The 18,919-nt window shown below is 58.0% G+C and carries 22 protein-coding genes; 16 read left to right on the forward strand and 6 right to left on the reverse strand.

Going from position 1 to position 18,919, the window contains the following annotated elements; translation table 11 throughout:
• The first annotated feature begins 123 nt into the window (after positions 1–123).
• Positions 124–1,128, forward strand: a complete 1,005-nt coding sequence (locus tag RBB75_RS12945; RefSeq protein ID WP_353068304.1) for a hypothetical protein — start codon at positions 124–126, stop codon at positions 1,126–1,128.
• Positions 1,129–1,253: 125 nt separating this feature from the next.
• Here the strand turns inward: RBB75_RS12945 and RBB75_RS12950 are convergent, their stop codons facing one another.
• The 5 genes from RBB75_RS12950 to RBB75_RS12970 all read right to left on the reverse strand — a co-directional run bounded on the left by RBB75_RS12950 (position 1,254) and on the right by RBB75_RS12970 (position 5,651).
• A complete protein-coding gene (locus tag RBB75_RS12950) occupies positions 1,254–1,634 on the reverse strand; it encodes a hypothetical protein (RefSeq protein ID WP_179637181.1) in 381 nt (126 codons plus the stop codon).
• A 98-nt stretch (positions 1,635–1,732) separates the two neighbouring features.
• Entirely contained in the window at positions 1,733–3,235 is a 1,503-nt protein-coding gene (locus tag RBB75_RS12955; RefSeq protein ID WP_257031029.1) for a glycosyltransferase, read from the reverse strand.
• Between the two features lie 269 nt (positions 3,236–3,504).
• Positions 3,505–4,458, reverse strand: coding sequence for a radical SAM protein (locus tag RBB75_RS12960; protein WP_179637182.1), 954 nt, complete (start codon positions 4,456–4,458; stop codon positions 3,505–3,507).
• Positions 4,459–4,673: 215 nt separating this feature from the next.
• On the reverse strand, positions 4,674–5,072 hold the full coding sequence (locus tag RBB75_RS12965) for a hypothetical protein (protein WP_179637183.1): 399 nt from the start codon (positions 5,070–5,072) through the stop codon (positions 4,674–4,676).
• Between the two features lie 120 nt (positions 5,073–5,192).
• Complete coding sequence (locus RBB75_RS12970; protein ID WP_179637184.1) at positions 5,193–5,651, reverse strand: vitamin K epoxide reductase family protein; 459 nt, start codon at positions 5,649–5,651, stop codon at positions 5,193–5,195.
• 219 nt (positions 5,652–5,870) lie between these two features.
• On the opposite strand from RBB75_RS12970, the gene RBB75_RS12975 reads away from it, so the two are divergent.
• The 7 genes from RBB75_RS12975 (at position 5,871) to RBB75_RS13005 (ending at position 10,672) form a co-directional block, all read left to right on the forward strand.
• Positions 5,871–6,536, forward strand: coding sequence for a Bax inhibitor-1/YccA family protein (locus RBB75_RS12975; protein WP_179637185.1), 666 nt, complete (start codon positions 5,871–5,873; stop codon positions 6,534–6,536).
• A 201-nt stretch (positions 6,537–6,737) separates the two neighbouring features.
• Positions 6,738–7,277 (forward strand): HPF/RaiA family ribosome-associated protein, encoded by a 540-nt coding sequence (locus RBB75_RS12980; RefSeq protein ID WP_179637186.1) that lies wholly within the window; start codon positions 6,738–6,740, stop codon positions 7,275–7,277.
• A gap of 89 nt (positions 7,278–7,366) precedes the next feature.
• Positions 7,367–8,311: a metallophosphoesterase family protein gene (locus tag RBB75_RS12985; protein ID WP_353068305.1), complete on the forward strand. Its 945-nt coding sequence runs from the start codon at positions 7,367–7,369 to the stop codon at positions 8,309–8,311.
• A gap of 76 nt (positions 8,312–8,387) precedes the next feature.
• A complete protein-coding gene (locus RBB75_RS12990) occupies positions 8,388–8,651 on the forward strand; it encodes a hypothetical protein (RefSeq protein ID WP_179637187.1) in 264 nt (87 codons plus the stop codon).
• Positions 8,648–9,196: a hypothetical protein gene (locus RBB75_RS12995; protein ID WP_179637188.1), complete on the forward strand. Its 549-nt coding sequence runs from the start codon at positions 8,648–8,650 to the stop codon at positions 9,194–9,196. Before RBB75_RS12990 ends, RBB75_RS12995 begins: the two co-directional genes overlap by 4 nt.
• Positions 9,197–9,208: 12 nt before the next feature.
• On the forward strand, positions 9,209–9,934 hold the full coding sequence (locus RBB75_RS13000; RefSeq protein ID WP_353068306.1) for a hypothetical protein: 726 nt from the start codon (positions 9,209–9,211) through the stop codon (positions 9,932–9,934).
• Positions 9,935–10,234: 300 nt separating this feature from the next.
• Positions 10,235–10,672, forward strand: coding sequence for a DUF4870 domain-containing protein (locus RBB75_RS13005; RefSeq protein ID WP_353068307.1), 438 nt, complete (start codon positions 10,235–10,237; stop codon positions 10,670–10,672).
• Here RBB75_RS13005 and RBB75_RS13010 read toward each other — a convergent pair.
• Positions 10,635–11,549 carry a DNA-methyltransferase gene (locus RBB75_RS13010; protein ID WP_353068308.1) on the reverse strand — a complete coding sequence of 305 codons (915 nt, stop codon included), beginning with the start codon at positions 11,547–11,549 and terminating at the stop codon, positions 10,635–10,637. The genes RBB75_RS13005 and RBB75_RS13010 overlap by 38 nt on opposite strands.
• A gap of 104 nt (positions 11,550–11,653) precedes the next feature.
• Between RBB75_RS13010 and RBB75_RS13015 the strand changes: the two genes are divergently transcribed.
• From RBB75_RS13015 to RBB75_RS13050, 8 genes are all read left to right on the forward strand, one after another.
• Entirely contained in the window at positions 11,654–12,505 is an 852-nt protein-coding gene (locus RBB75_RS13015) for a PP2C family protein-serine/threonine phosphatase (RefSeq protein WP_353068309.1), read from the forward strand.
• Positions 12,506–12,763: 258 nt separating this feature from the next.
• Positions 12,764–14,236, forward strand: coding sequence for a serine hydrolase domain-containing protein (locus tag RBB75_RS13020; protein WP_353068310.1), 1,473 nt, complete (start codon positions 12,764–12,766; stop codon positions 14,234–14,236).
• A 172-nt stretch (positions 14,237–14,408) separates the two neighbouring features.
• Positions 14,409–15,278: a 3-hydroxybutyryl-CoA dehydrogenase gene (locus tag RBB75_RS13025; protein WP_353068311.1), complete on the forward strand. Its 870-nt coding sequence runs from the start codon at positions 14,409–14,411 to the stop codon at positions 15,276–15,278.
• 85 nt (positions 15,279–15,363) lie between these two features.
• On the forward strand, positions 15,364–15,819 hold the full coding sequence (locus RBB75_RS13030) for a MaoC family dehydratase (RefSeq protein WP_353068312.1): 456 nt from the start codon (positions 15,364–15,366) through the stop codon (positions 15,817–15,819).
• Between the two features lie 17 nt (positions 15,820–15,836).
• Positions 15,837–16,076, forward strand: a complete 240-nt coding sequence (locus RBB75_RS13035) for a hypothetical protein (RefSeq protein ID WP_353068313.1) — start codon at positions 15,837–15,839, stop codon at positions 16,074–16,076.
• Positions 16,077–16,315: 239 nt separating this feature from the next.
• The gene (locus RBB75_RS13040; protein ID WP_353068314.1) at positions 16,316–17,377 is read left to right on the forward strand and encodes an MBL fold metallo-hydrolase; all 1,062 of its coding nucleotides are present in this window, start codon (positions 16,316–16,318) and stop codon (positions 17,375–17,377) included.
• A 106-nt stretch (positions 17,378–17,483) separates the two neighbouring features.
• Positions 17,484–17,975, forward strand: coding sequence for a hypothetical protein (locus RBB75_RS13045; RefSeq protein ID WP_179637197.1), 492 nt, complete (start codon positions 17,484–17,486; stop codon positions 17,973–17,975).
• A gap of 108 nt (positions 17,976–18,083) precedes the next feature.
• Positions 18,084–18,914, forward strand: coding sequence for a rhomboid family intramembrane serine protease (locus tag RBB75_RS13050; protein WP_353068315.1), 831 nt, complete (start codon positions 18,084–18,086; stop codon positions 18,912–18,914).
• Positions 18,915–18,919: the final 5 nt, after the last annotated feature.

An 18,919-nucleotide genomic window follows, 5' to 3' on the forward strand; every position in this document is an offset into this window, starting at 1 on the left:
AAATGTAAAAACTCCACCGGAGTGTCATCCTAAACGACATTTCCTGCGTCTTACACAACAAGCGCGCTAGAGTCGGGTTCAAGCCCATGAAGAACCTCACAGCACCAAGGGAGCCACACAAAGATGCACACCACGATCATTGGGAATCGCCTACACCGTATCCTTGGCCGTACCGCGGCAGTCGCTTTTTTTGCAGCTGCAGGGACCCTGGGCCTTCACGCGCAACAGTCTGCCGGTACCGCATCGCCGTTGCCGCCGGTTAATTTAAAAGCGAGTCTTGTTGCACCGCTCAATCTTTCCACTCCGGACGATCTTGGCTACAGCAGTAGCACGGGCAGCTCCGAGACCGCCAGCGCCGTGGACTTCAATCTCAGCAGTGATGCAAACCAGCCCCCGCCGCGTCGCCGTTACAGCCGTCCAAACTACAGCGATAGCCATACCAATCCTGACGGTTCCGCGAAGTACACCTTCCTTGTAGGTGGTGGCTTCACATTACCGACCGGCGGAACCCACAACTACGCAACGCCAAGTTGGAAGATCCAGGCTGGCATTGGGCGCAACTTCAACAAGACCTTCGGAGTCATCGCCCAGTTCGACTACGATAAGTTCGGCTTTCAGACTAGTACTCTCAATAACCAGCTTGCCATCTACAACGGATTGTGCACCTCGGCGGCCCAAGCCGCCGGCAACTGCTCGCTGATCCCTCAACTGGGCGGCAACATCCACGACTGGTCCTTCACGCTCAATCCAATCGTGAACTACTATACGTCCGATACCTTTGGGGCATATGTCGTCGGTGGCCTTGGCTTCTATCACAAATACACCAACTTCACGACTCCTGTGACTGGCACATGTTTCGACCCATACTATGGCTACTACCAGTGCTCGGCCAATCAATCCATCGACTGGTATACGAGCAATGCCTTCGGTGTGAACGGCGGCCTTGGCATTACCTACAAGCTCTCGCGTTTTGCCTCGACGAAGTTCTACGCTGAGGCTCGGTATGTCTGGACTGACAATCAGAAGCGCCCGTTCGATGTCAGCGGCACTACAAGCTACTTCAATGCGTTTCCGCAGGCCAGCGCGCGGACGACATATATTCCGGTTACCTTTGGTGTTCGCTTTTAGCGGCTATCTGCTGGGTGCAGCTGCAAAAGGCAAAAGAAGAGAGGCACGCCGCCTCTCTCCTTTTGTTTAAATCCTGATCTTGTGACGATCAAGACACGCTGGTTCTTTGCCCGTTTCCGAAAGGGCTATCGTAGTCGAAGAAAAAATCCTGCACCCACGCCGGCCACCGTTGCCAGGCTCATCAGCATCTGATGTCCGACTCCGCGCTGACGCATCTCCCAGGTATTTGTCCACAAGACTCCCATGAGAACGGCCATCAAAGACAGGCTGCCAATCCACGGAGAGTGATCCGTGCCCAGAACGAGCGCCGCCGCAAAGCCTCCCACCGCTGTGCACACCAGCCAAACCCCATCCTGAAGAAGCTTGTACGTCGATGTGATTCGATGGTCCCGCGCGACCAGATCGGGCAAAAACCTGGCAATGGAGAACGTGGCCGCCATCGACAGACCCACCGTCAGCAGATACCCAAGAACGATTGCAACGAGAAGAAAAGCGCCAGTGATCATGAGCCTGTTTTGGTCTCCTGCGCCGCGATGTTGCCTGCAGATCTTCTGGAGACTTGATGGTCAGTCTATCAGCCAGTCAGTCTATCAGCCTCAATCGTCTAAACGCCCACCGGATAAGGCTTCTCGTGCATCTCTTGATCGGGACCGCGGCTCCGTTCGAAACGACCCTGCAGCAGGCTCAATAAGCCTGTGTACCAGTACCCGAAGACAAACAGCACGAGAAAGGGCACCGTAAAGAAGTTCTCCGTCGAAATTGCGTAGTAAACCGTCCAGGCAAAGTAGCATCCGATCGCCATCTCGATCCAGGGAATGATGCCCAGCCGTTTGCGATACACCTTCGCCTGACTCTTCTCGCCCTTCTTCTTCACGCTGTACTTCGGTGTCCTTGCAAATGCGCTCTTCACTCCAAACAGCGCCTCCATTACAGCCTTGGTATTTGTAATGGTCAATCCAACTCCACCCAGCGCCATGACGAACGGCACGTAGATGATCGACTTGTACCAGCTCTTCGGATAGAGCTCCTTCTGGCTCACCATGTAGAACGTTGAAACCGACATGGTGCTTGCGATGAACAGAGGAAAGTCGATCAGCAGCATCTGGATATAACCCTGCCAACTGCGGATAATCATCGCCGGCATCAACAGCACACTCAGCACGATCATCAGTGGATAGCTGATATTCGCCGTCAGGTGATACCAGGCCTCGAGTTTCGTATGCCAGGGTGCATCGCTCTTCAACACTCGCGGCAGAATCTTCTTCCCCGTCTGGATCAGGCCTTTCGCCCATCGCGCCTGCTGCGTCTTGAAGGCAGTCATCTCAATCGGCAGCTCAGCGGGACATTCGACGTCCTGCAGATATTTGAACTGCCATCCCACCAGCTGAGCCCGATAGCTCAGGTCCGTATCCTCGGTCAAGGTGTCGTGTTGCCAGCCGCCTGCGGTTGAGATCGTCTCTCGCCGCCACATCCCAGCCGTGCCGTTGAAGTTAAAGAAGACTCCAGCCCGGCTTCGGCCTCCGTGCTCCAACACAAAGTGCCCATCCAGCAGAATTGCTTCGACCTGCGTCAGGAAGCTGTAGTTTCGGTTCAGGTGCGTCCACCGCGTCTGCACCATACCGATCTCCGGCTGCGCGAAGTGGTGAATCACCTGCATGACCCACTGGCGCGGCGGCACAAAGTCCGCATCGAAGATGGCCACAAACTCGCCCCGGGCAACGTCGAGTCCTTTGTCCAGAGCTCCCGCCTTATACCCATGCCGGTTGCTGCGATGCAGATACACAATTGGCTGCGGGTCCATGCCGACAAATCCGCGCGCATAGCGTTCGACTATCTCCCGTGCCACCTCGGTCGTCTCATCGGTCGAGTCGTCCAGCACCTGAACTTCAAACCGGTCTCGCGGATAGTCCAGGCTGCATACCGCCTCGATCAGGCGCTCGATCACAAACTGTTCATTGAAGATCGGCAGCTGAATCGTGACAAATGGCAGCTGCCCCTCTGCGAACCGCATCGGCGGCTCACTCCACTTCGCAGCGTTCTTCTTGTTTTTGAAGTAGAGCCACACGAGCTGATAGCGGTGAATCCCATAAAATGCCAGAATAATCATGACGATGAAGTAGGGAATCAGCATTGCCGTATCGAAGGCATTCCATCGATACAGATGCTCGAACGTCTTGTCTGCGTAGTGGGTCTTCCAATAGTGACCGAAGCCCTTTGGACCGACCAGCAACCCGAGTTGGGACGTCAGTGTTTGAAGAGAGAATTGCAGGGTCGTTGCTCCACGAAAGGTTCGGGGGTACCCAACCGATTCTACGCGAATCACCGCTTGAAATCGGGTTAAGACGGCTGTACTTCAGCAAGAGACAACGACTGCTCTTAGTTCAAGAACATTGTCCGGTAGGCCGTATCGCGTTGCACCGGCTTGAATCCTGCGTCACGAATCACATGCCGCAACTGCTCCTCAGTCGCCGCATTGGCGCCCTCAGCGTGCAGGACACTGCCTACATCGTTGCCACCGAAGCGAAGTCCGACCTGCAACACTTTGAGTCCCTGCGTTTCGAGGTTCGACTGCACATTCTCGATGTTGTCGAGGGCCATGCGCGAGATGGCCAGCGTCTTCAAATACTCGACTGCCGTTGCCTCCTCAAACCCCGGCATGGACGCGGCTTTTGGCGCGAAGCTCCACGGCGTGAACGAGGCAAAACCGTTTGTCTCTTCCTGCAGACTGCGCAGTGCTTCAAGGTGATTGATGCGGTGCTCCATCGTTTCGCCACCGCCGAAGACCATCGTCGCAGTGGTTGGCATGCCGAGCCTATGGGCGGCGCGATGGACTGCGAGCCAGTCTGCTGTGGTCCACTTTGTACGCGTACCCTGCTGTACGGCGTCGTCGAGAATACCCGCGTCATCACCGGGGATTGAGTCCAGTCCGGCGTCGTGCAGGCGCGCGATCGTGTCCTCTACTGTGGCTCCGGTTTGGTTCGCGATGGAGAGGATCTCGCTGGCCGAGAGGGAGTGCAGCCAGAGGGTAGGGAAGCGTCTCTTGATGCTACGAAAGAGCCCGTCAAACCAGGAGATTGTGAGCGCCGGGGTTACTTCGCCCTGCAGCGTCACGCCGTGGCCGCCTCTCTCCAGGATGTGGGAGATCTCTTCGCAGAGCTGATCAAAACCCGCGCCAGTCGCGGACTGTGTGTAGGAGACTCTTCCGTCGATCGCGTAGCTTACGACACCTTCGGGGTGCAGACGGCGGCGTACGGCGTCGGCTTCCATTCCAATTCCAATCAGATCATCGCTGCGAAAGCAGTCCAACGCTTCGGTTCGGCTAATTCCCATGCTTCCATTCTACGGTTTTTACGTAAAAAAATCTGGAGGCGAGAATGGCGGTTTTTCAGAGGTATTTGTGATTTTGATGTGTTTTGCTGTGGTGAAAACGTGGTGAGGTTGTGGTGATACGTGTGGCTGACGTGGTGTTTTAGCCGCCACGTTTTCGCTGCCAAAAAATACGCCACATTTTGCAGATTTATTTTGAGAGACGATTCCGGAGAGTGCTATCGCTGGAGTAGCCGGACCAGAAGGACGACGACCATCGAAACCAGCGCAATCAAAATAGGAATGCCGGCCTTCAGCCATAGACTGAACGAGGCGACCTGTCTCTCGAGCGCCTCCATTCGGTGTTCGTGCTGCTCCATAGACGCCTGCGCATGCTTTACCACTTCTCCTATCTCGGTGATCTGCGCGCTCTGGTCCTGGAGCTGGCGGTAGAGTCCCAGGTGCGCCTTGGTGACCTGTCCCAGATCGCCGCGAACGCCCTCGGCCATGGCCACCATCGCAGCTTCATTAGCTTTTTCGGCGGCTGCCTTGGAGTTGAAAAACTTGTCCGCCATCGGCACCAGCCGCGAGATGTGAGGCAGCAACTCAACTAACTGCGCGAATACCTTTGGCCACATACACTGCTCCCGATTTTGCTCTTCTTCTTGTTTCTTGCGACGAAATAACTCAACCCGATGCCTAATCCTAGTTCAGGCGCAATATCTGCTGATCTGAAACAGTCTTTCTCTTCGAGTTCACTACGGCGTGAGCGACGAGTGCTTCTGCCGCCACCGCATGACGAGCGCGACGATCGTTACCAGCAGAATGGCCGTTACGATGCCCTGCGACCAAAGACAGTAGATGCACCACTTCTGCAGAACGTATGCCTCGATGTAGCTAAGAAACGCGGCGAAGAGAAAACCGATCTGAGCGAACTCGAAGACCAGCCACCAGCGGCCCATCAGCGCGAGAACCCCGATGGCTGCGTAGCCTGCGATGCCCAGCATCGCCACGGGAATATGTGAACCGGCCTTAGGGTCTTCGTCGAAGGTGCGGGGAGGAAAGACGGCAAACCGGCTGTGGTTGACCGCGCCGCAGTCGAACTTTTCGGTCACGGCGCAGGGGGGCGCAAGGGCAGGGTCCATGTAGTGGACGCGCAACGCCATGATGGAAACGACAATGCCTGCAACTGCCAGCAACGCAATCAGATACTTCATGGTCTGATTTTACTTGGTTGGACGCAACCGGCTGTAATCGTTTGTCTCTATCGTTCGTCTTACAGTTCATGTTTTCGCGCTCCCTAACGGATCATTCATCGCCTGTTGTTGCGGGCGGGGCAGTTGGGGGCGAGTATCATTGAAGTCAGGAAGACAGGCAGGACCTGCGGGATAGGCCGATAGAACGCGCCCCCTGAGGGCTTGCCGCGGAGAAAAACGATGATCGACAACCGCTTGAATATGAACGGGTATCCCACCACGATTGAGGGCGCACGCGAGGAGACAGCCTCGCTGCTGGCCAAGGTGCTGGGCATTACCTCGCTCGGCTTTTTGATTACGGCCTTCGGCGTTGCAACGGCTCCCCCGTGGAGCACCCTTCCGGGAATGATCGCGGTGCTTGTCCTCGTGCTGGCGATTACCTTTACGCGCAAGGCGAGTCCGGCGCTGGCGCTGGGGCTGTTCCTTACGCTGACGTACTTCATGGGTTGGGAGATCGGCCCGCTGATTCACCGCTACGTTCAGACTGTAGGCTCGACGGTTGTCTTCAACGCGGCGGCAACCACCGGCCTGGGCATGGCGGCCATGGGATGCGTCGCGTATCTGTTCAACATCAACTATCGGCGCATCGCCGGAATTGGTTTCGCCGCTCTGCTGCTGCTGATGCTTGCCGGTATCGCCAGCATCTTCTTCCGCTTCATGACGCCGGATACCTACTCCTGGTTGACGCTGGGGGTCTTTACGCTGCTAACGGTTGGTGACTTTGCCCGCATCCGGGCAGGCGGAGATGGCCGGTCGGCGGTGTCCCTTGCGCTCTCGATCTACCTCGATGCGATCAACATTTTTATGGCGGTTCTGCAGTTGATGGGTGGCCGCCGCAGGAATTAGCTGCGGAGGGTTGCGTCTGGCGAAGATGCAGAGCGTGGATCGTCTGAAGATCTCCTGAGACGTTGAACCTTTGGGTTCGTGTGTCTGATCCTTCAGCACGAGGGCAGGGCATTGCTCCCAAAGCCCCGATATTCACGCACAGAGTGCTTTCTATCGAGGTACACTGAGCCGATTCAATGAGGGACTCTACCGGAGGATCAGATGAAGGTTCAGGTCAATAGCGACAAGACAATTGACGTAGACGCGAGTTTGACGGGTTTTGTCGAAGGGGAGGTGAGCCGTGTCCTGGACCGGTTTGCCAAGAGGCTTACGCGAGTCGAGGTCCATCTCGCTGATGTGGATAACAAAAAGACTGGTAAAGCGGACAAACGCTGCCTGGTTGAGGTTCGCCCCGCCGGGGACAAGCCGGTGAGCGCGAACGCAGTCGCTATGACGACGGAGTCCGCAGTTGGGGCGGCCCTGGGAAAGATGCAGCGATTGTTGACCACCTTCTTCGGACGGAGGGGAAGGGCTGCGGAGGAGGTCTCCGGGGATGTTCCGCACGCCGAAGAGGCCGCACCAGTTCTGGCGGCCAAAAAAGCGGCGGCTAGAAAGACTGTTGCCAAAACAGGCAAGAAGGTCGCGGCAAAGAAGGCCGCAGCGAAGAAGGCTGCCGCGAAGAAGCCGACCAAGCTCAGTCCTCGAGGTCCAAAGAAAAAGTTGATCTTCCAGGCCCGGCGGAGGTCTCAACCCTCCCGGTAGCGGCGGAGTTCGTGGCGCGCTGCCTGCGGGCTGTGGAGAAGATGTCAAACTTTTATCGTTGAGTTATTCCGTAGATTTATCATGAAGCGGTGAACTCGACCAGCCGCAGACAGTTTCTCACGATGCTTGGCGCCACTAGCCTCTCGGCAGCCGTTGCGCCTTCGCTTCTTGCTGCATCAGCGTCTGCCGGTGGGCAGGTTCGCGAGCCGTTCACTTTTCTGTTCGTTACCGATGCGCATCTTCAGCCTGAACTGAATGGCGTTGTCGGTACGGATATGGCCTTCAAGAAGGCCCGCGGGGTCAAAGCCGACTTTGCCATCAATGGGGGCGATCACGTCTTCGATGCGCTCGCCGTGCCGAAGCAGCGTGCGCTGACCCTGTTCGACCTCTACGACAAGACCGAACAGGATCTGGGCGTGAAGGTTTACCACACCGTCGGCAATCACGACGTTCTCGGTATCTACCCGGCCAGTGGTATCGCGCAGGACGATCCGCTCTACGGCAAAAAGCTCTTTGAGCAGCGCTTCGGCAAGCTGTACTACTCCTTCGACCACAAGGGCCATCACTTCATCGTGCTGGACTCGATCGGCATCACGCCGGATCGCGCCTACGAGGGCCGCATTGACGCGGCACAGTTGCAGTGGCTGACGGCCGATCTTGCTGTGCTCGCGCCGGGCACACCGGTCATCGTCTCGGTTCATATTCCTCTCGTCACAGCGATCGCGGCATACATGCCCGAACTAGCGGTTGCGCCGCCTCACCACGGCCTGAGTGTCGCCAATGCGAGCCAGGTGCTTGATCTCTTCGCGGGACATAATGTGCTGGGCGTTCTGCAGGGGCATACCCATGTCAACGAAGTGGTTCAGTGGAAGGGCGTGCCGTACATCACGAGTGGAGCGGTGTGCGGCAACTGGTGGCATGGCACGCGTCTGGGCACGCCGGAGGGCTTTACGATCGTCACCGTCGCAGACAATAAGCTGACCACGCACTATGAGCCTTCGGGCTTTCAGTCGGTCGCTCCGCAGAACACCTAAAGAACAATTGCTCTGGGAGGTCTGCTCCCCCTATTTTTTGATTTCTTCATTTTATTACCGTGGTACATTGGTACACATGGCGACATCGAAGAACCTGGTCGAGGTTGAGCGGATTCAGACCGGGGTCCGCATGGAGAAGCGGTTGCTAAAGGTGCTGAAAGCCGTGGCCGAGTTGAAGGATATGAGTCTGGGCGATCTGCTGGAGGGCATTGTGCTTCATGCGTTTGAGGGCAAGTCCGCGTTTTCTCCGCAGACTCTGAAAGAGATTGAGAAGTTGAAGAATATCTATGGCCTGACGCTGCGCGCGTTGGATAGCCATCACTTGAAGGAGCGCAGATGAGAGCAGCCACGTTACTTCCTCTCGCACTGGCCACCGGCGTGGTGAGCGCAGGGCAGCCTATCGCGATGGCGCAAACAGCGGCGTTGCCGGCTCATGTCAGCAATAGTTTTAAGTTCATTGTGCCGGCTCCGTTGAGCCGCGCCTCGGCTCTCTTCGGTCCGGAGGGAGAGCGGTGCTGGGCGGGCAAGCACTGGAAGCCCGAGTTTGTTCATCCTCAACCGGCGCAGGACGTCCAGGGAGCCATCTTTACGGTCCAGCATGGTCTGCATAAGAGCGTGTGGGTAAATACGGTCTTTGATCCGATTGTTGGCCGTATGCAGTATGTGTCCTTCATTCCCGACGCGCTGGTCTTTACGGTCGAGGTGCGACTCTCTGTTCTTGCGCCCTCGAGCACGAAGGTGGAGGTGACCTATGTTCGGACTGCTCTCGACGCAGCCGCGAATGAGGACGTGCTGGCCATGGGGAAGCAAGACGCGGAGAGCGGGCCGGAGTGGCAGAGGTCGATCGAGGAGTGCCTCGCCGCAGAGCGACAGGCTAAGCCGTAGCCGGAGGACGCAGTGATCTTCGGGGTTGCTCTTTCTGAGATCGATAAAGCTCGAGCCGAGCGGACGATCCGCAAACTTGCCGGGCACGACATCTCCCGGTGGGCGTTGACTGGTGGACTTGCCACTGAGATTTACATAGTGCGGTGCGGCGGACCGTTCGAGCTTCGTCCGCTGCACGATATCGACTTCATCGTGCCGTCGTTCGATTGCATACCGCAGAGTCTTTCCAAAGACTTCCTTATGCGTCACGTTCATCCAGGGGATCCTCCGGGGAAGACGCTGCTGCAATGCGTGGACGAAGAGACCGGGGTTCGGGTGGATGTGTTTCGTGCCTACGGATCGGTGATGAACCGTGTTCATCCGATCGAAGGGAAGTTCGAAAGACTGCCAATGATCTCGATGGAAGATCTGACGGCACGAGCGGCCAGGCTAAGCTGGAATCTTTGCGAAGGCCAGCCTGTGGCTCCCAAGTACGTTCGAGATTTTCTTAGACTGATGGAGCTTTCGACGACGGAGGCTGTCGAATCGGCCTGGCAGGATCATAGACAAGCACATCGTCCGGAGAGTTTCGAGACGGCGGTGGCTGAGATTCGCAGGGCGCTTGCGGCGAGACCGGAGTTACTCGTCAGCCCGGTTTACTCAACCGACCCCAACGCCGTTTGTGAGCGTTGTGTGGGGAGCGAGGGTCTTCCGCTGGCTGAGGCAAATCGAATTCTCGCGATTCTTGGATACTGTTGAGGCTGGGTCGACGTCTCGGTAACCGCGCCGGGGAATTAGACTTCGACCTCTCGATTTTGCAGGGCATCGAAAAAATCGATCGAATCGCGCCGATTCCGGGGTATGCTGGGTAGCACTTCAGACGAGGTCCACTTCCGAGCTGTCTCGAGCTGACTTGCGTTCTGCACTTAGGCCCCAATTCCATCTCTCAGGAGTGATGCCATGCAGTGTCCCGTCTGCCACAACGAGGTGGCAACCCAAAATGCATTTTGTAACCATTGCGGTGCGCCCCTTGCCGCGGGTAGTGCTGCGAGTTCAACGGTGCCCCCGCCGCCGGACTATACGAATGTTCCGCCGGCTTACTCTACGGTGCCGCCTGCTTATGTTGCAGCGCCGCCAGCCGCGACCAACGCAGGGCTGTCGGAGAATGCAGCGGCGGCCATCGCGTATCTCACGATTATTCCGGCGATTATCTTCCTGGTGCTCGAGCCCTTCAACAAGATGCCGCTGGTGCGATTTCACTCGTGGCAGTCGATCGGCCTTTGCGTGGCGGCGTTTGTGCTGCAGCTGCTGATCTCCTTTGGGGAGATACTCCTGCACTTCATTCCGGGGATTGTTCTGCTGTTCTCGCTGGTGCATCTGGTGATAGCGCTCGGCCTCTTTCTGGTCTGGCTGTTCCTCATCATCAAGGCCAGCAAGGGCGAGTGGTACAAGCTGCCGATCATTGGAGACTTCGCCGAGAAGCAGGCGCGCGGGTAGATCTTCTGGCCTTGGTTTTTTTGACTCTCGGGAGGGGCATGTCCTCTCTCCGGGGGGCGTAGGCTGTAAGACGTTTTTCCATCACGGCGATGGCCGCGGCGCTCTCGTCAACGAGCAGGAAGCTGCGATCGTGTCTGGCTGCGGCGGCTCCGGTCGTTCCGCTGCCGGCAAAGAAATCGAGCACCGTGTCGCCTGGGTTGGAATGGACGCGCACGATCCGCTCGAGGATGCCGAGTGGCTTCTGCGTGGCGTAGCCGGTCTTCTCCTTGCCAGTGGGCGAGACGATGGTGTGCCACCAGACATCGGTCGGCGTCTTGCCGCGGGCTGCTTTGGTTGCGCCGACCAGCCCAGGCGCCATGTAGGGGATGCGGTCGCTCTCGTTGAGGTTGAAGGTGTAGCGCTTGGGATCCCTGGTATACCAGAGGATGTTGTCGTGCTTGGCGGGCCAGCGTTTGGTGGCGCGTGCGCCGTAGTCATAGGCCCAGATGATCTCGTTCTGGAAGCAGTCGCGTCCAAAGATCTCGTCGAGCATGACCTTGCAATAGTGAACCTCGCGATAGTCGATGTGGAAGAAGAGGGAGCCGGTGGGCGAGAGGATGCGGTGTGCTTCGACTAGGCGTGGGCGCAGGAAGCCGAGGAAGTCGTCGAAGCGGTCGCCGTAGCCTGTGCCCCCGCTTTGCTGCTCCAGCACTTCGGTGCGGTAGCGTCGGCCGCCGAATCCGACGCGGTCGCCTGCCTCGTCGCGAATGGTCTTCATCTGGGTGCGGCTCTGGCGTTTGCCGGTGTTGAAGGGGGGATCAACGTAGATCAGCTCTACGGAGGCGGCTGCCAACGACTGCAAAACGGTGAGGTTATCTCCCTGCACGATCCGGTTCATGCCAACGGTCTCCGCTCCTAACACTAACGTACCCTTGGTCTCTTCGGCTGCGACGTGTATTGTTCTCCTCGGATGGTTCTGCTGCACACGGCCCCCGCACGAATATGTCTGCGACTCACCTCATCTACGCCATGCTCAGTCACCGCGGCCGCGTCCGTAAGGGCAATGAAGATACCTGCGCTGCGGCGCCTGAGATTGGGGCGTTCGTCGTCTGCGACGGCATGGGCGGAGCGGCCGCCGGCGAGGTTGCGAGCACTCTGGCTGCCGATACGTTTCTCGCGAATCTTTCTCCGCCGCGAGGTGGGCTCGACGCGTCGTTGACGCCGGAGGCGCGTATGAATGCAGCGATTCATGCGGCCAATCATGCGGTCTATCAGCAGTCCCGCCAGCAGCGACAGTACAACGGCATGGGCACGACGCTGGTTGCTCTGCTGCACACGCCAGTGGTCAAAAGCGAGAGCAAGGGGGAGAATGGCAAGGCACCTACTCGCCGTTCGCCGGCCAGTCATCTGAACTCCCGCGTCACCGATCCTCCGACGCTTTGGCTGGGCCATGTTGGTGACAGCCGCTGCTACCGCCAGCGCCGCGGCAAGCTGGAGCAGCTCACTATCGATCATTCGCTGATCGAGGAGCAGCTTCGCGCCGGGCAGATCACGCTCGATCAGGCGGCGCACTCCCCCATGCGCAACCTCATTACCCGCGCCATCGGTTCGCAGGCTACGGTGCAGCCGGAGATTCAAAGCCATCGTCCGCAGGCGAACGATGTGTATCTGCTTGCGTCTGACGGTCTGACCCACGAGGTGACTGACGAAGAGATCGCGGAGATTCTGACTGCGATCCCCAGGCCGCAGACCGTGGCCGCGCTCACCAAGGCATGCGAAGATCTGATCACGACGGCCAATCGCAACGGCGGCAACGATAACATCACTGTGCTACTGGTCGCCGTCGCTCCATAGCTGCCGGTAGTGGTCGGTTTTGAATGAATGACTGAGACTGCCGAAAAAGCGACTTTTTGGGAAACCCGGTCGGATTAGTTGAACATAAGCGCGTTTCCCGAGACTTTCAAGGAACTGCACGCAAAAGGCACGGAACCGTTGTCTATTGCTACGCGTATGCGCTTCAGCAAGTAAATCCTCCCTTGCGAGGGCTTCATGCACAGGATTTGGCTGTCTAGTCGTACCCACTCGTCTGCGATAGTTATCACAGCAGCCTTGATGTTGCTTCAGACTCAAGCACAACAGCCTGCGGCGACCACCGCGACGCAAGCTCATATTTCTCGTATCCAGAATGGATTGTTGCCCTCGGTCGTGATCAAAGGCCACCCGGCGCCTGTCATGAAGCTTGCTGACAGGATGCGCTACTACCATGTACCCGGAATCAGCATTGCCTACTTCGACCATGAGCGAATCGAATGGACGCATGTCTACGGAGTGGCGGACATACAAAGGAATCGCCCTGTCACTACTGAAACTCTCTTTCAGGCGGGGTCAATCAGCAAGCCGATTGCTGCGCTAGGCGCGCTCAAACTGGTACAACGCGGCAAGCTGAAGCTGGACGAAAATGTGAACGACGAACTCACCTCGTGGAAACTTCCCGACAATGAGTTCACGGCGAACCAAAAAGTCACTCTTCGCATGCTTCTCAGCCATAGCGGCGGAGTGAGCGTCCACGGCTTTGGCGGCTATGAAGTGAATCGGCCGCTGCCATCGGTCGCGCAGATTCTTGACGGAGCGAAACCGGCGAACTCAGCCCCAGTGCGTGTCGCAGCCGTGCCCGGTTCGGTGTATAGCTACTCCGGCGGTGGCATGATAGTCACGCAATTGATGATGATGGAGGCTACAGGGAAAAGCTTCCCGGCGCTGATGAACGACCTCGTTCTCAGCCCCATTGGGATGTCTCACAGCACATATGAACAGCCGCTGCCGCCCAGTCTTCTCAGTAGCGCTGCACATGGATACGGACCGAACGGCGAACCACTCCCGGGAGGCTTTCATATCTATCCTGAGATGGCGGCTGCGGGCTTGTGGGCGACGCCTTCGGACCTCGCGCGGGCGGCAATTGAAGTGCAACAGGAATACGCGGGAAACTCACACAAGGTTCTCTCGCAGGCACTGGCAGAGGAGATGCTGACCCGTCAGAAAGACAATTGGGGATTGGGCTTCGAAGTGGAGAAGCCGGGCGCGACGCCGCGCTTCGATCATTTTGGTGTGAACACGGGCTTTATCTCCGTGTTGGAAGCATATCGCGACAGAGGGCAAGGCATCGTAATTATGACCAATGGCCAGCAAGGCGAGAAACTCATCACGGAGATCCTTCGAGCTGTTGCACATGAATACGCATGGCCTGATTTTCAGCCAGCTGAGCATACCCTGATAAAACTTGATCCAACATCCTTTAAGGATTTAGAGGGCACTTATGATCAGGCCGATCGGGACGGACAAGACAAATTCACGGTCACCATCCGGGACGGGCGACCCTACATCTCGGGGACCTACAGTGTGGGTTCGACCTACCACTTCGGCCTTTCGGAGCCGGTTGAATTGCTGCCGGAGTCCGAGCAGCAATACTTTACGTTGCTAACGGGAGGCGCGAGCTTTCGTTTCGAAAAAACAAGTGATGGAATAGTGAACCGCTGCGTTGTCATCTCTGGAACGAACCAGCGTGAAGCCAAGAAATGGGTTAGGTAACGATAAGTCGGCTTGTGGGAAGTGATCCCCCCTTTCGAAGGGGCGATGCGCGCAAACGGGTTATAGGTAACTAGGCTGCCCCGGATTTCAAATTGACCCACTGCCTGGATGCCCCCTGATTCCGCGGGTCACACGCAAGCTGCTACACTGCGAAGTCGTCTGAAACTCCTTTATGTCCGATTTGAAGACCATTGAGACCATTGCAATCCTCGGCGCCGGAACCATGGGCAACGGCATCGCGCACGTCTGTGCCCGCTCCGGCTTTCCCGTTGTCCTCTACGATCTGCAGCAGTCGTTTCTCGGTCGCGGGCTCGCTACCATCGAAAAAAATCTGGCTCGCGAAGTGGTGAAGAACAAGCTCACGCAGCAGCAGGCCGACGAGGCCAGAGCGCGGATTACTCCCACGCTCGACCGTGAGGCGCTTGGCAGTTGCAGCTTTGCCATCGAGGCCGCGACGGAGAAGTTTGCGATCAAGTCGGAGATCTTTCGTGATCTCGACCGCATCCTTCCTGCTGAAGCCATCCTCGCGACGAATACGAGCTCCATCTCGATTACGAAGCTTGCCGCGGTGACGAAGCGTCCTGAGCAGGTGATCGGGATGCACTTCTTCAACCCCGTACCGGTGATGAAGCTGGTGGAGGTCATTCGCGGCCTTGCGACCTCGCAGGCTACCTTCGACGCGGTGCATGCACTCTCGCTGCAACTCGACAAGAAGCCGGTCGAGGTCAATGACGCCGCGGGATTCATCTCAAACCGCGTGCTGATGCCTCTGATCAACGAGGCGATCTACTCGGTGATGGAGGGCGTGGCGACTGCCGAGGCCGTCGATCAGGTCTTCGTGCTCGGCATGGCACATCCGATGGGTCCGCTCACTCTCGCCGACTTTATCGGGCTCGACGTCTGCGCCGATATCATGCGGGTCCTCGCCGACGGGCTTGGCAGCCCGAAGTACAACCCCTGTCCGCTGCTGGTTCGCATGGTCGACGCCGGCTGGCTGGGACGGAAATCAGGACGCGGCTTCTACACCTATCCCACCTCATGAGCAAGATCGGCTCTTGCGGTTCTACACTAATGAGATCAGCCGAAGCCTGAAGCTAGACGCAGCATCCAAAGGAACAGGAGAGACAATGCCCCAGGAGTTTTATTACGAAGACTTTTACGTAGGCCAGAAGTTCAATTCGCTTGGCCAGGCCAAGGTGACTGCCGAAGAGATCAAAGAGTTCGGCAGCAAGTATGACCCGCAGCCGTTTCACCTCGACGAGGCTGCCGGGGAAAACTCCTTCTTCAAGGGTCTCGCGGCCTCGGGCTGGCTTACCGCTGCGATCGTGATGCGCCTTCGCGTGCAGTCGATCACGGTTGCGGGCGGGATGATCGGCGCAGGCGTGGAAGAGATGCGCTGGACCGAGCCGGTTCGCCCGGGCGATTCGCTTCGCACCGAGATCGAGGTCGTCGGTGTTCGGCACTCCAACTCCCGCAAGGAGTTCGGTGTGGTTCGCACCCGCACGCTTGCCTTCAATCAGCGCGACGAGGTGGTGATGCGCTCCACAGTCAATTTCCTGGCTCCCGTCCGGCCCACCGTCTAGTAAAGAACGAGCTTTCAATGACCAGCGAGGATCTTGCTCTTCTCAAATCGAGTATCGACCTCGTCGTCATGCTTGAGACTGTCGAAGGCGAGCGGTTTCCGGCTCAAATTCTCTTCGTCTTTGATGCCGAAGAGACCCCCGACGTCTTTTACCTGAAGGTTGAGCCCGGTCCCAACAGCAACTTCGTCCCGATAGGGACTGGCGGTCATTCGACCCTGCTGGCGGATATCGCCGCGGTTCGTCGTCTCGAGTCGTGAAAAGCTGTCCTGCGGACGGGCCCACTACGCGTGGGGCGGTGTGTACCGCTGCGCCTGGTCCTCCCGTTGGTCGGAGGAGAAGTTGATTCCGACCAACGGGAGGAGCGAGCGAAGCTTTAAAAACGCGTGCGAACGCCCGCCCTCCGCGCAGGAGGCCCGTCCGGCAGGACAGCATATGGGGGGAACCAATCTGGTTACCCTGGCGACATACTCACAACCAATCGGCGTATCCTAACGTGATGATGCGTATGACAGTGCTCGCCTCCGGATCCAAAGGCAACAGCACAGTCATCGCCAGCTCCAGGACGCGCGTTCTGGTCGACGCCGGCCTCTCCTGCCGCGAACTTTTGCGGCGCATGGCCGTCGCGGGGGAAGATCCCGCCAAGCTCGACGCCATCCTCGTTACGCATGAGCATCAGGACCACATTGCAGGCCTTGCGGTTCTTGCACGACGCCTGAAGATTCCTGTCTTCTTTACCGAGCCGACGCACCGTGCCTGGGTTCGCATGCTGACCCCACGCACTACGATGACCTACGCTAAATGGCTCGATCATGTGCAGCGCGAGAAGGAAGCCCGCGCCACAGCCATTGCTGCGAGCACCTCGGCTTGTATCCAGACTGCGGGCCTGGCCGCCCAGCTTGCCGCGCAGTCCGAGGCGATCGCCAGCGTCTCCTCCGAGGCTGCTGCCCTCAACCGCTCCGACGACCCTAACGCCACCCTCGAGCTGCCCGTCGACCCCGATGAGGAGGAGGAGCTTTGCAGCCCGGAGCCGGCGGCACAAAAGGCAGACCCCACCCATCTTCCTGCGGTGGAGTACTTCCACGCCGGCACGCAGTTCTCCATCGGCGACATCGACATCACCCCCTTTACTATTCCGCACGATGCGGCCGATCCCTGCGGCTTTGTCTTCGAGGCCGAGGGCATCCGAATGGCGCTGGCGACCGACCTTGGCTATATGCCTCCTAACGTCAAGGCTGCTCTTAAACGCATTGATGTGCTTCTGCTGGAGTCCAACCACGATCTCGAGATGCTGCGCGACGGCCCATACCCCTGGTCGGTCAAGCAGCGTGTTTTGTCACGGGTTGGCCACCTCTCCAACCACGCGACGGCTGAGTTTCTCGAAAAGGACTACGACGGCGGGGCAGCCTGGATCGTTCTCGGGCACCTGTCGGAGTCTAATAACGCTCCTGAGCTGGCGCGTCTTTCTGCTGAACAGGCGCTAGGTAACCAGCCAATGCTGCTCGGTAACCGGATCGTTCTGGCTGGCCAGTCTGTTCCGCTCGATCCCATCACTCTTTAATGCTTCTTTTTCAGCTGTTTAGGGAGGGTACTCTGACGGTTACGATTCGATGAATCCTTTCTTTTCTTCGAGCTATCAAACAGGGTAGAATGGTAACTATAAACCGATGAAAAAGACAGCGTTAGCATTTCCAGTCAACCGCAGAGCCCATAGCCTAGGTTGCATTGATCAGGTGGTGGGAGACATCCTCTCCGGTTGGCGCTACGACATCTCGGGACTCTCTCCGGCCATGCGCACGGACTATGAGCAGCATCTCTCCGACTGCAGTCACTGCCTCCGTCGCCAGCGCATCGCGCGCACCATCGATGTACTTTTGATCAGCGTCAGCTCCCTTTCGATCGTTGCGTTTCTTCTGGCTGCCGTGGTCATTCACCGGGTTGAGGTTGTCACCCATATCAACACCGTTCGGGTTCATCTGAACCAGGCTCATGCGGTTGCCGTGTCGCTTGAGGCAGTCGCGATCGTCGGCCTTGTCTTCTCGACTCTGCTCTGGGTGCTGGTTGCAATTGCGACTCCGCTGCCGGGCTTTATCGGCGGCATCGTTCAGCAGCGAATTCCTGCGGATCTCCGCGACCGCTTTACCAAGAACGCCGCCTGAGCAAAGTCACGGAGTCCTTATCTGCGGCACTGCCGGTCACCTGCTGCTTCTGATTTTGGCGAACCACTCCCCACTCCCGTACGGCATTTGATAGCGTAGTACAACACCATGTCCTTCCCCACCCCTGAAGGCGAAGTTCTGCCGCCGCACACAGACGCTCACCCCGCTCAGCCGATCCCCGACTATGAGCGCGAGGCCTCACGGCCTAACTCCCGCGCGCGCGGCTGGAATATCCTTGTCACCCCGGGCACCTATATTTTGCTCGGCATTAACATCGCCGTCTTCTGCTACATGATCTTCCGCGGCGTCTCCCCGAGTAACCCGACGCCCGGCCAGTTGCTTTACTTCGGAGCTACGAACACGGAGTTCATCCTGCACGGCCAGTGGTATCGGCTGCTTACGGCCACCTTCGTTCATGTGGGCCTGTTGCATATCGCGACCAACATGTGGTGCCTGTGGAACCTCGGCCTGCTGGGCGAGCCTCTGTTGGGGCCGATGGGACTGATTGCGGTTTATGTCCTTACTGGTGTCGCCGGGAACCTACTCGGTCTCTGCTCCAATGTCATCTTTCACGACTACGGCTCGGTGGGCGCCGGGGCGTCAGGTGCGGTCTTCGGCATCGCGGGCATTCTGATTGTTCTGCTGTCGAACAAGAAGCTTCCCATCCCGGCGTTCGAGCTCAAACGCCTTCGCCGCTCCGTCATTCAGTTCGCGGTGTTGAACCTGATCATAGGCATCGGCGCGAACTTTACCAGCATCGTCCGCATCGACAACCACGCCCACATTGGCGGCTTTCTGAGTGGGTTGGCGCTGGGCGTTCCGCTGGTGCCGCGCATGACCTCAGGCCGCACCCGCTACCTCGCCCGGCAGAAGCTCACCTTCGCCGGAGCCGCGTTTCTGCTATTCCTTTTTGCGTACTTCATCACCAAGCTGCGGTAAGCGAG

Origin of the sequence: Tunturibacter empetritectus (genome assembly GCF_040358985.1) — a bacterium.
GTDB classification, from domain to species: domain Bacteria; phylum Acidobacteriota; class Terriglobia; order Terriglobales; family Acidobacteriaceae; genus Edaphobacter; species Edaphobacter empetritectus.

Coding starts and splice junctions, on each gene's coding strand:
- RBB75_RS12955 (WP_257031029.1), bottom strand. CDS start 3,235: ATGATTATTCTGGCATTTTATGGGATTCACCGCTATCAGCTCGTGTGG.
- RBB75_RS12965 (WP_179637183.1), bottom strand. CDS start 5,072: ATGTGGCCAAAGGTATTCGCGCAGTTAGTTGAGTTGCTGCCTCACATC.
- RBB75_RS13040 (WP_353068314.1), top strand. CDS start 16,316: ATGATGCGTATGACAGTGCTCGCCTCCGGATCCAAAGGCAACAGCACA.
- RBB75_RS13050 (WP_353068315.1), top strand. CDS start 18,084: ATGTCCTTCCCCACCCCTGAAGGCGAAGTTCTGCCGCCGCACACAGAC.
- RBB75_RS12980 (WP_179637186.1), top strand. CDS start 6,738: ATGAAGGTTCAGGTCAATAGCGACAAGACAATTGACGTAGACGCGAGT.
- RBB75_RS12990 (WP_179637187.1), top strand. CDS start 8,388: ATGGCGACATCGAAGAACCTGGTCGAGGTTGAGCGGATTCAGACCGGG.
- RBB75_RS13010 (WP_353068308.1), bottom strand. CDS start 11,549: ATGAACCGGATCGTGCAGGGAGATAACCTCACCGTTTTGCAGTCGTTG.
- RBB75_RS13020 (WP_353068310.1), top strand. CDS start 12,764: ATGTTGCTTCAGACTCAAGCACAACAGCCTGCGGCGACCACCGCGACG.
- RBB75_RS13030 (WP_353068312.1), top strand. CDS start 15,364: ATGCCCCAGGAGTTTTATTACGAAGACTTTTACGTAGGCCAGAAGTTC.
- RBB75_RS12960 (WP_179637182.1), bottom strand. CDS start 4,458: ATGGGAATTAGCCGAACCGAAGCGTTGGACTGCTTTCGCAGCGATGAT.
- RBB75_RS12945 (WP_353068304.1), top strand. CDS start 124: ATGCACACCACGATCATTGGGAATCGCCTACACCGTATCCTTGGCCGT.
- RBB75_RS12975 (WP_179637185.1), top strand. CDS start 5,871: ATGATCGACAACCGCTTGAATATGAACGGGTATCCCACCACGATTGAG.
- RBB75_RS12970 (WP_179637184.1), bottom strand. CDS start 5,651: ATGAAGTATCTGATTGCGTTGCTGGCAGTTGCAGGCATTGTCGTTTCC.
- RBB75_RS13045 (WP_179637197.1), top strand. CDS start 17,484: ATGAAAAAGACAGCGTTAGCATTTCCAGTCAACCGCAGAGCCCATAGC.
- RBB75_RS12995 (WP_179637188.1), top strand. CDS start 8,648: ATGAGAGCAGCCACGTTACTTCCTCTCGCACTGGCCACCGGCGTGGTG.
- RBB75_RS13035 (WP_353068313.1), top strand. CDS start 15,837: ATGACCAGCGAGGATCTTGCTCTTCTCAAATCGAGTATCGACCTCGTC.
- RBB75_RS13025 (WP_353068311.1), top strand. CDS start 14,409: ATGTCCGATTTGAAGACCATTGAGACCATTGCAATCCTCGGCGCCGGA.
- RBB75_RS13015 (WP_353068309.1), top strand. CDS start 11,654: ATGTCTGCGACTCACCTCATCTACGCCATGCTCAGTCACCGCGGCCGC.
- RBB75_RS12950 (WP_179637181.1), bottom strand. CDS start 1,634: ATGATCACTGGCGCTTTTCTTCTCGTTGCAATCGTTCTTGGGTATCTG.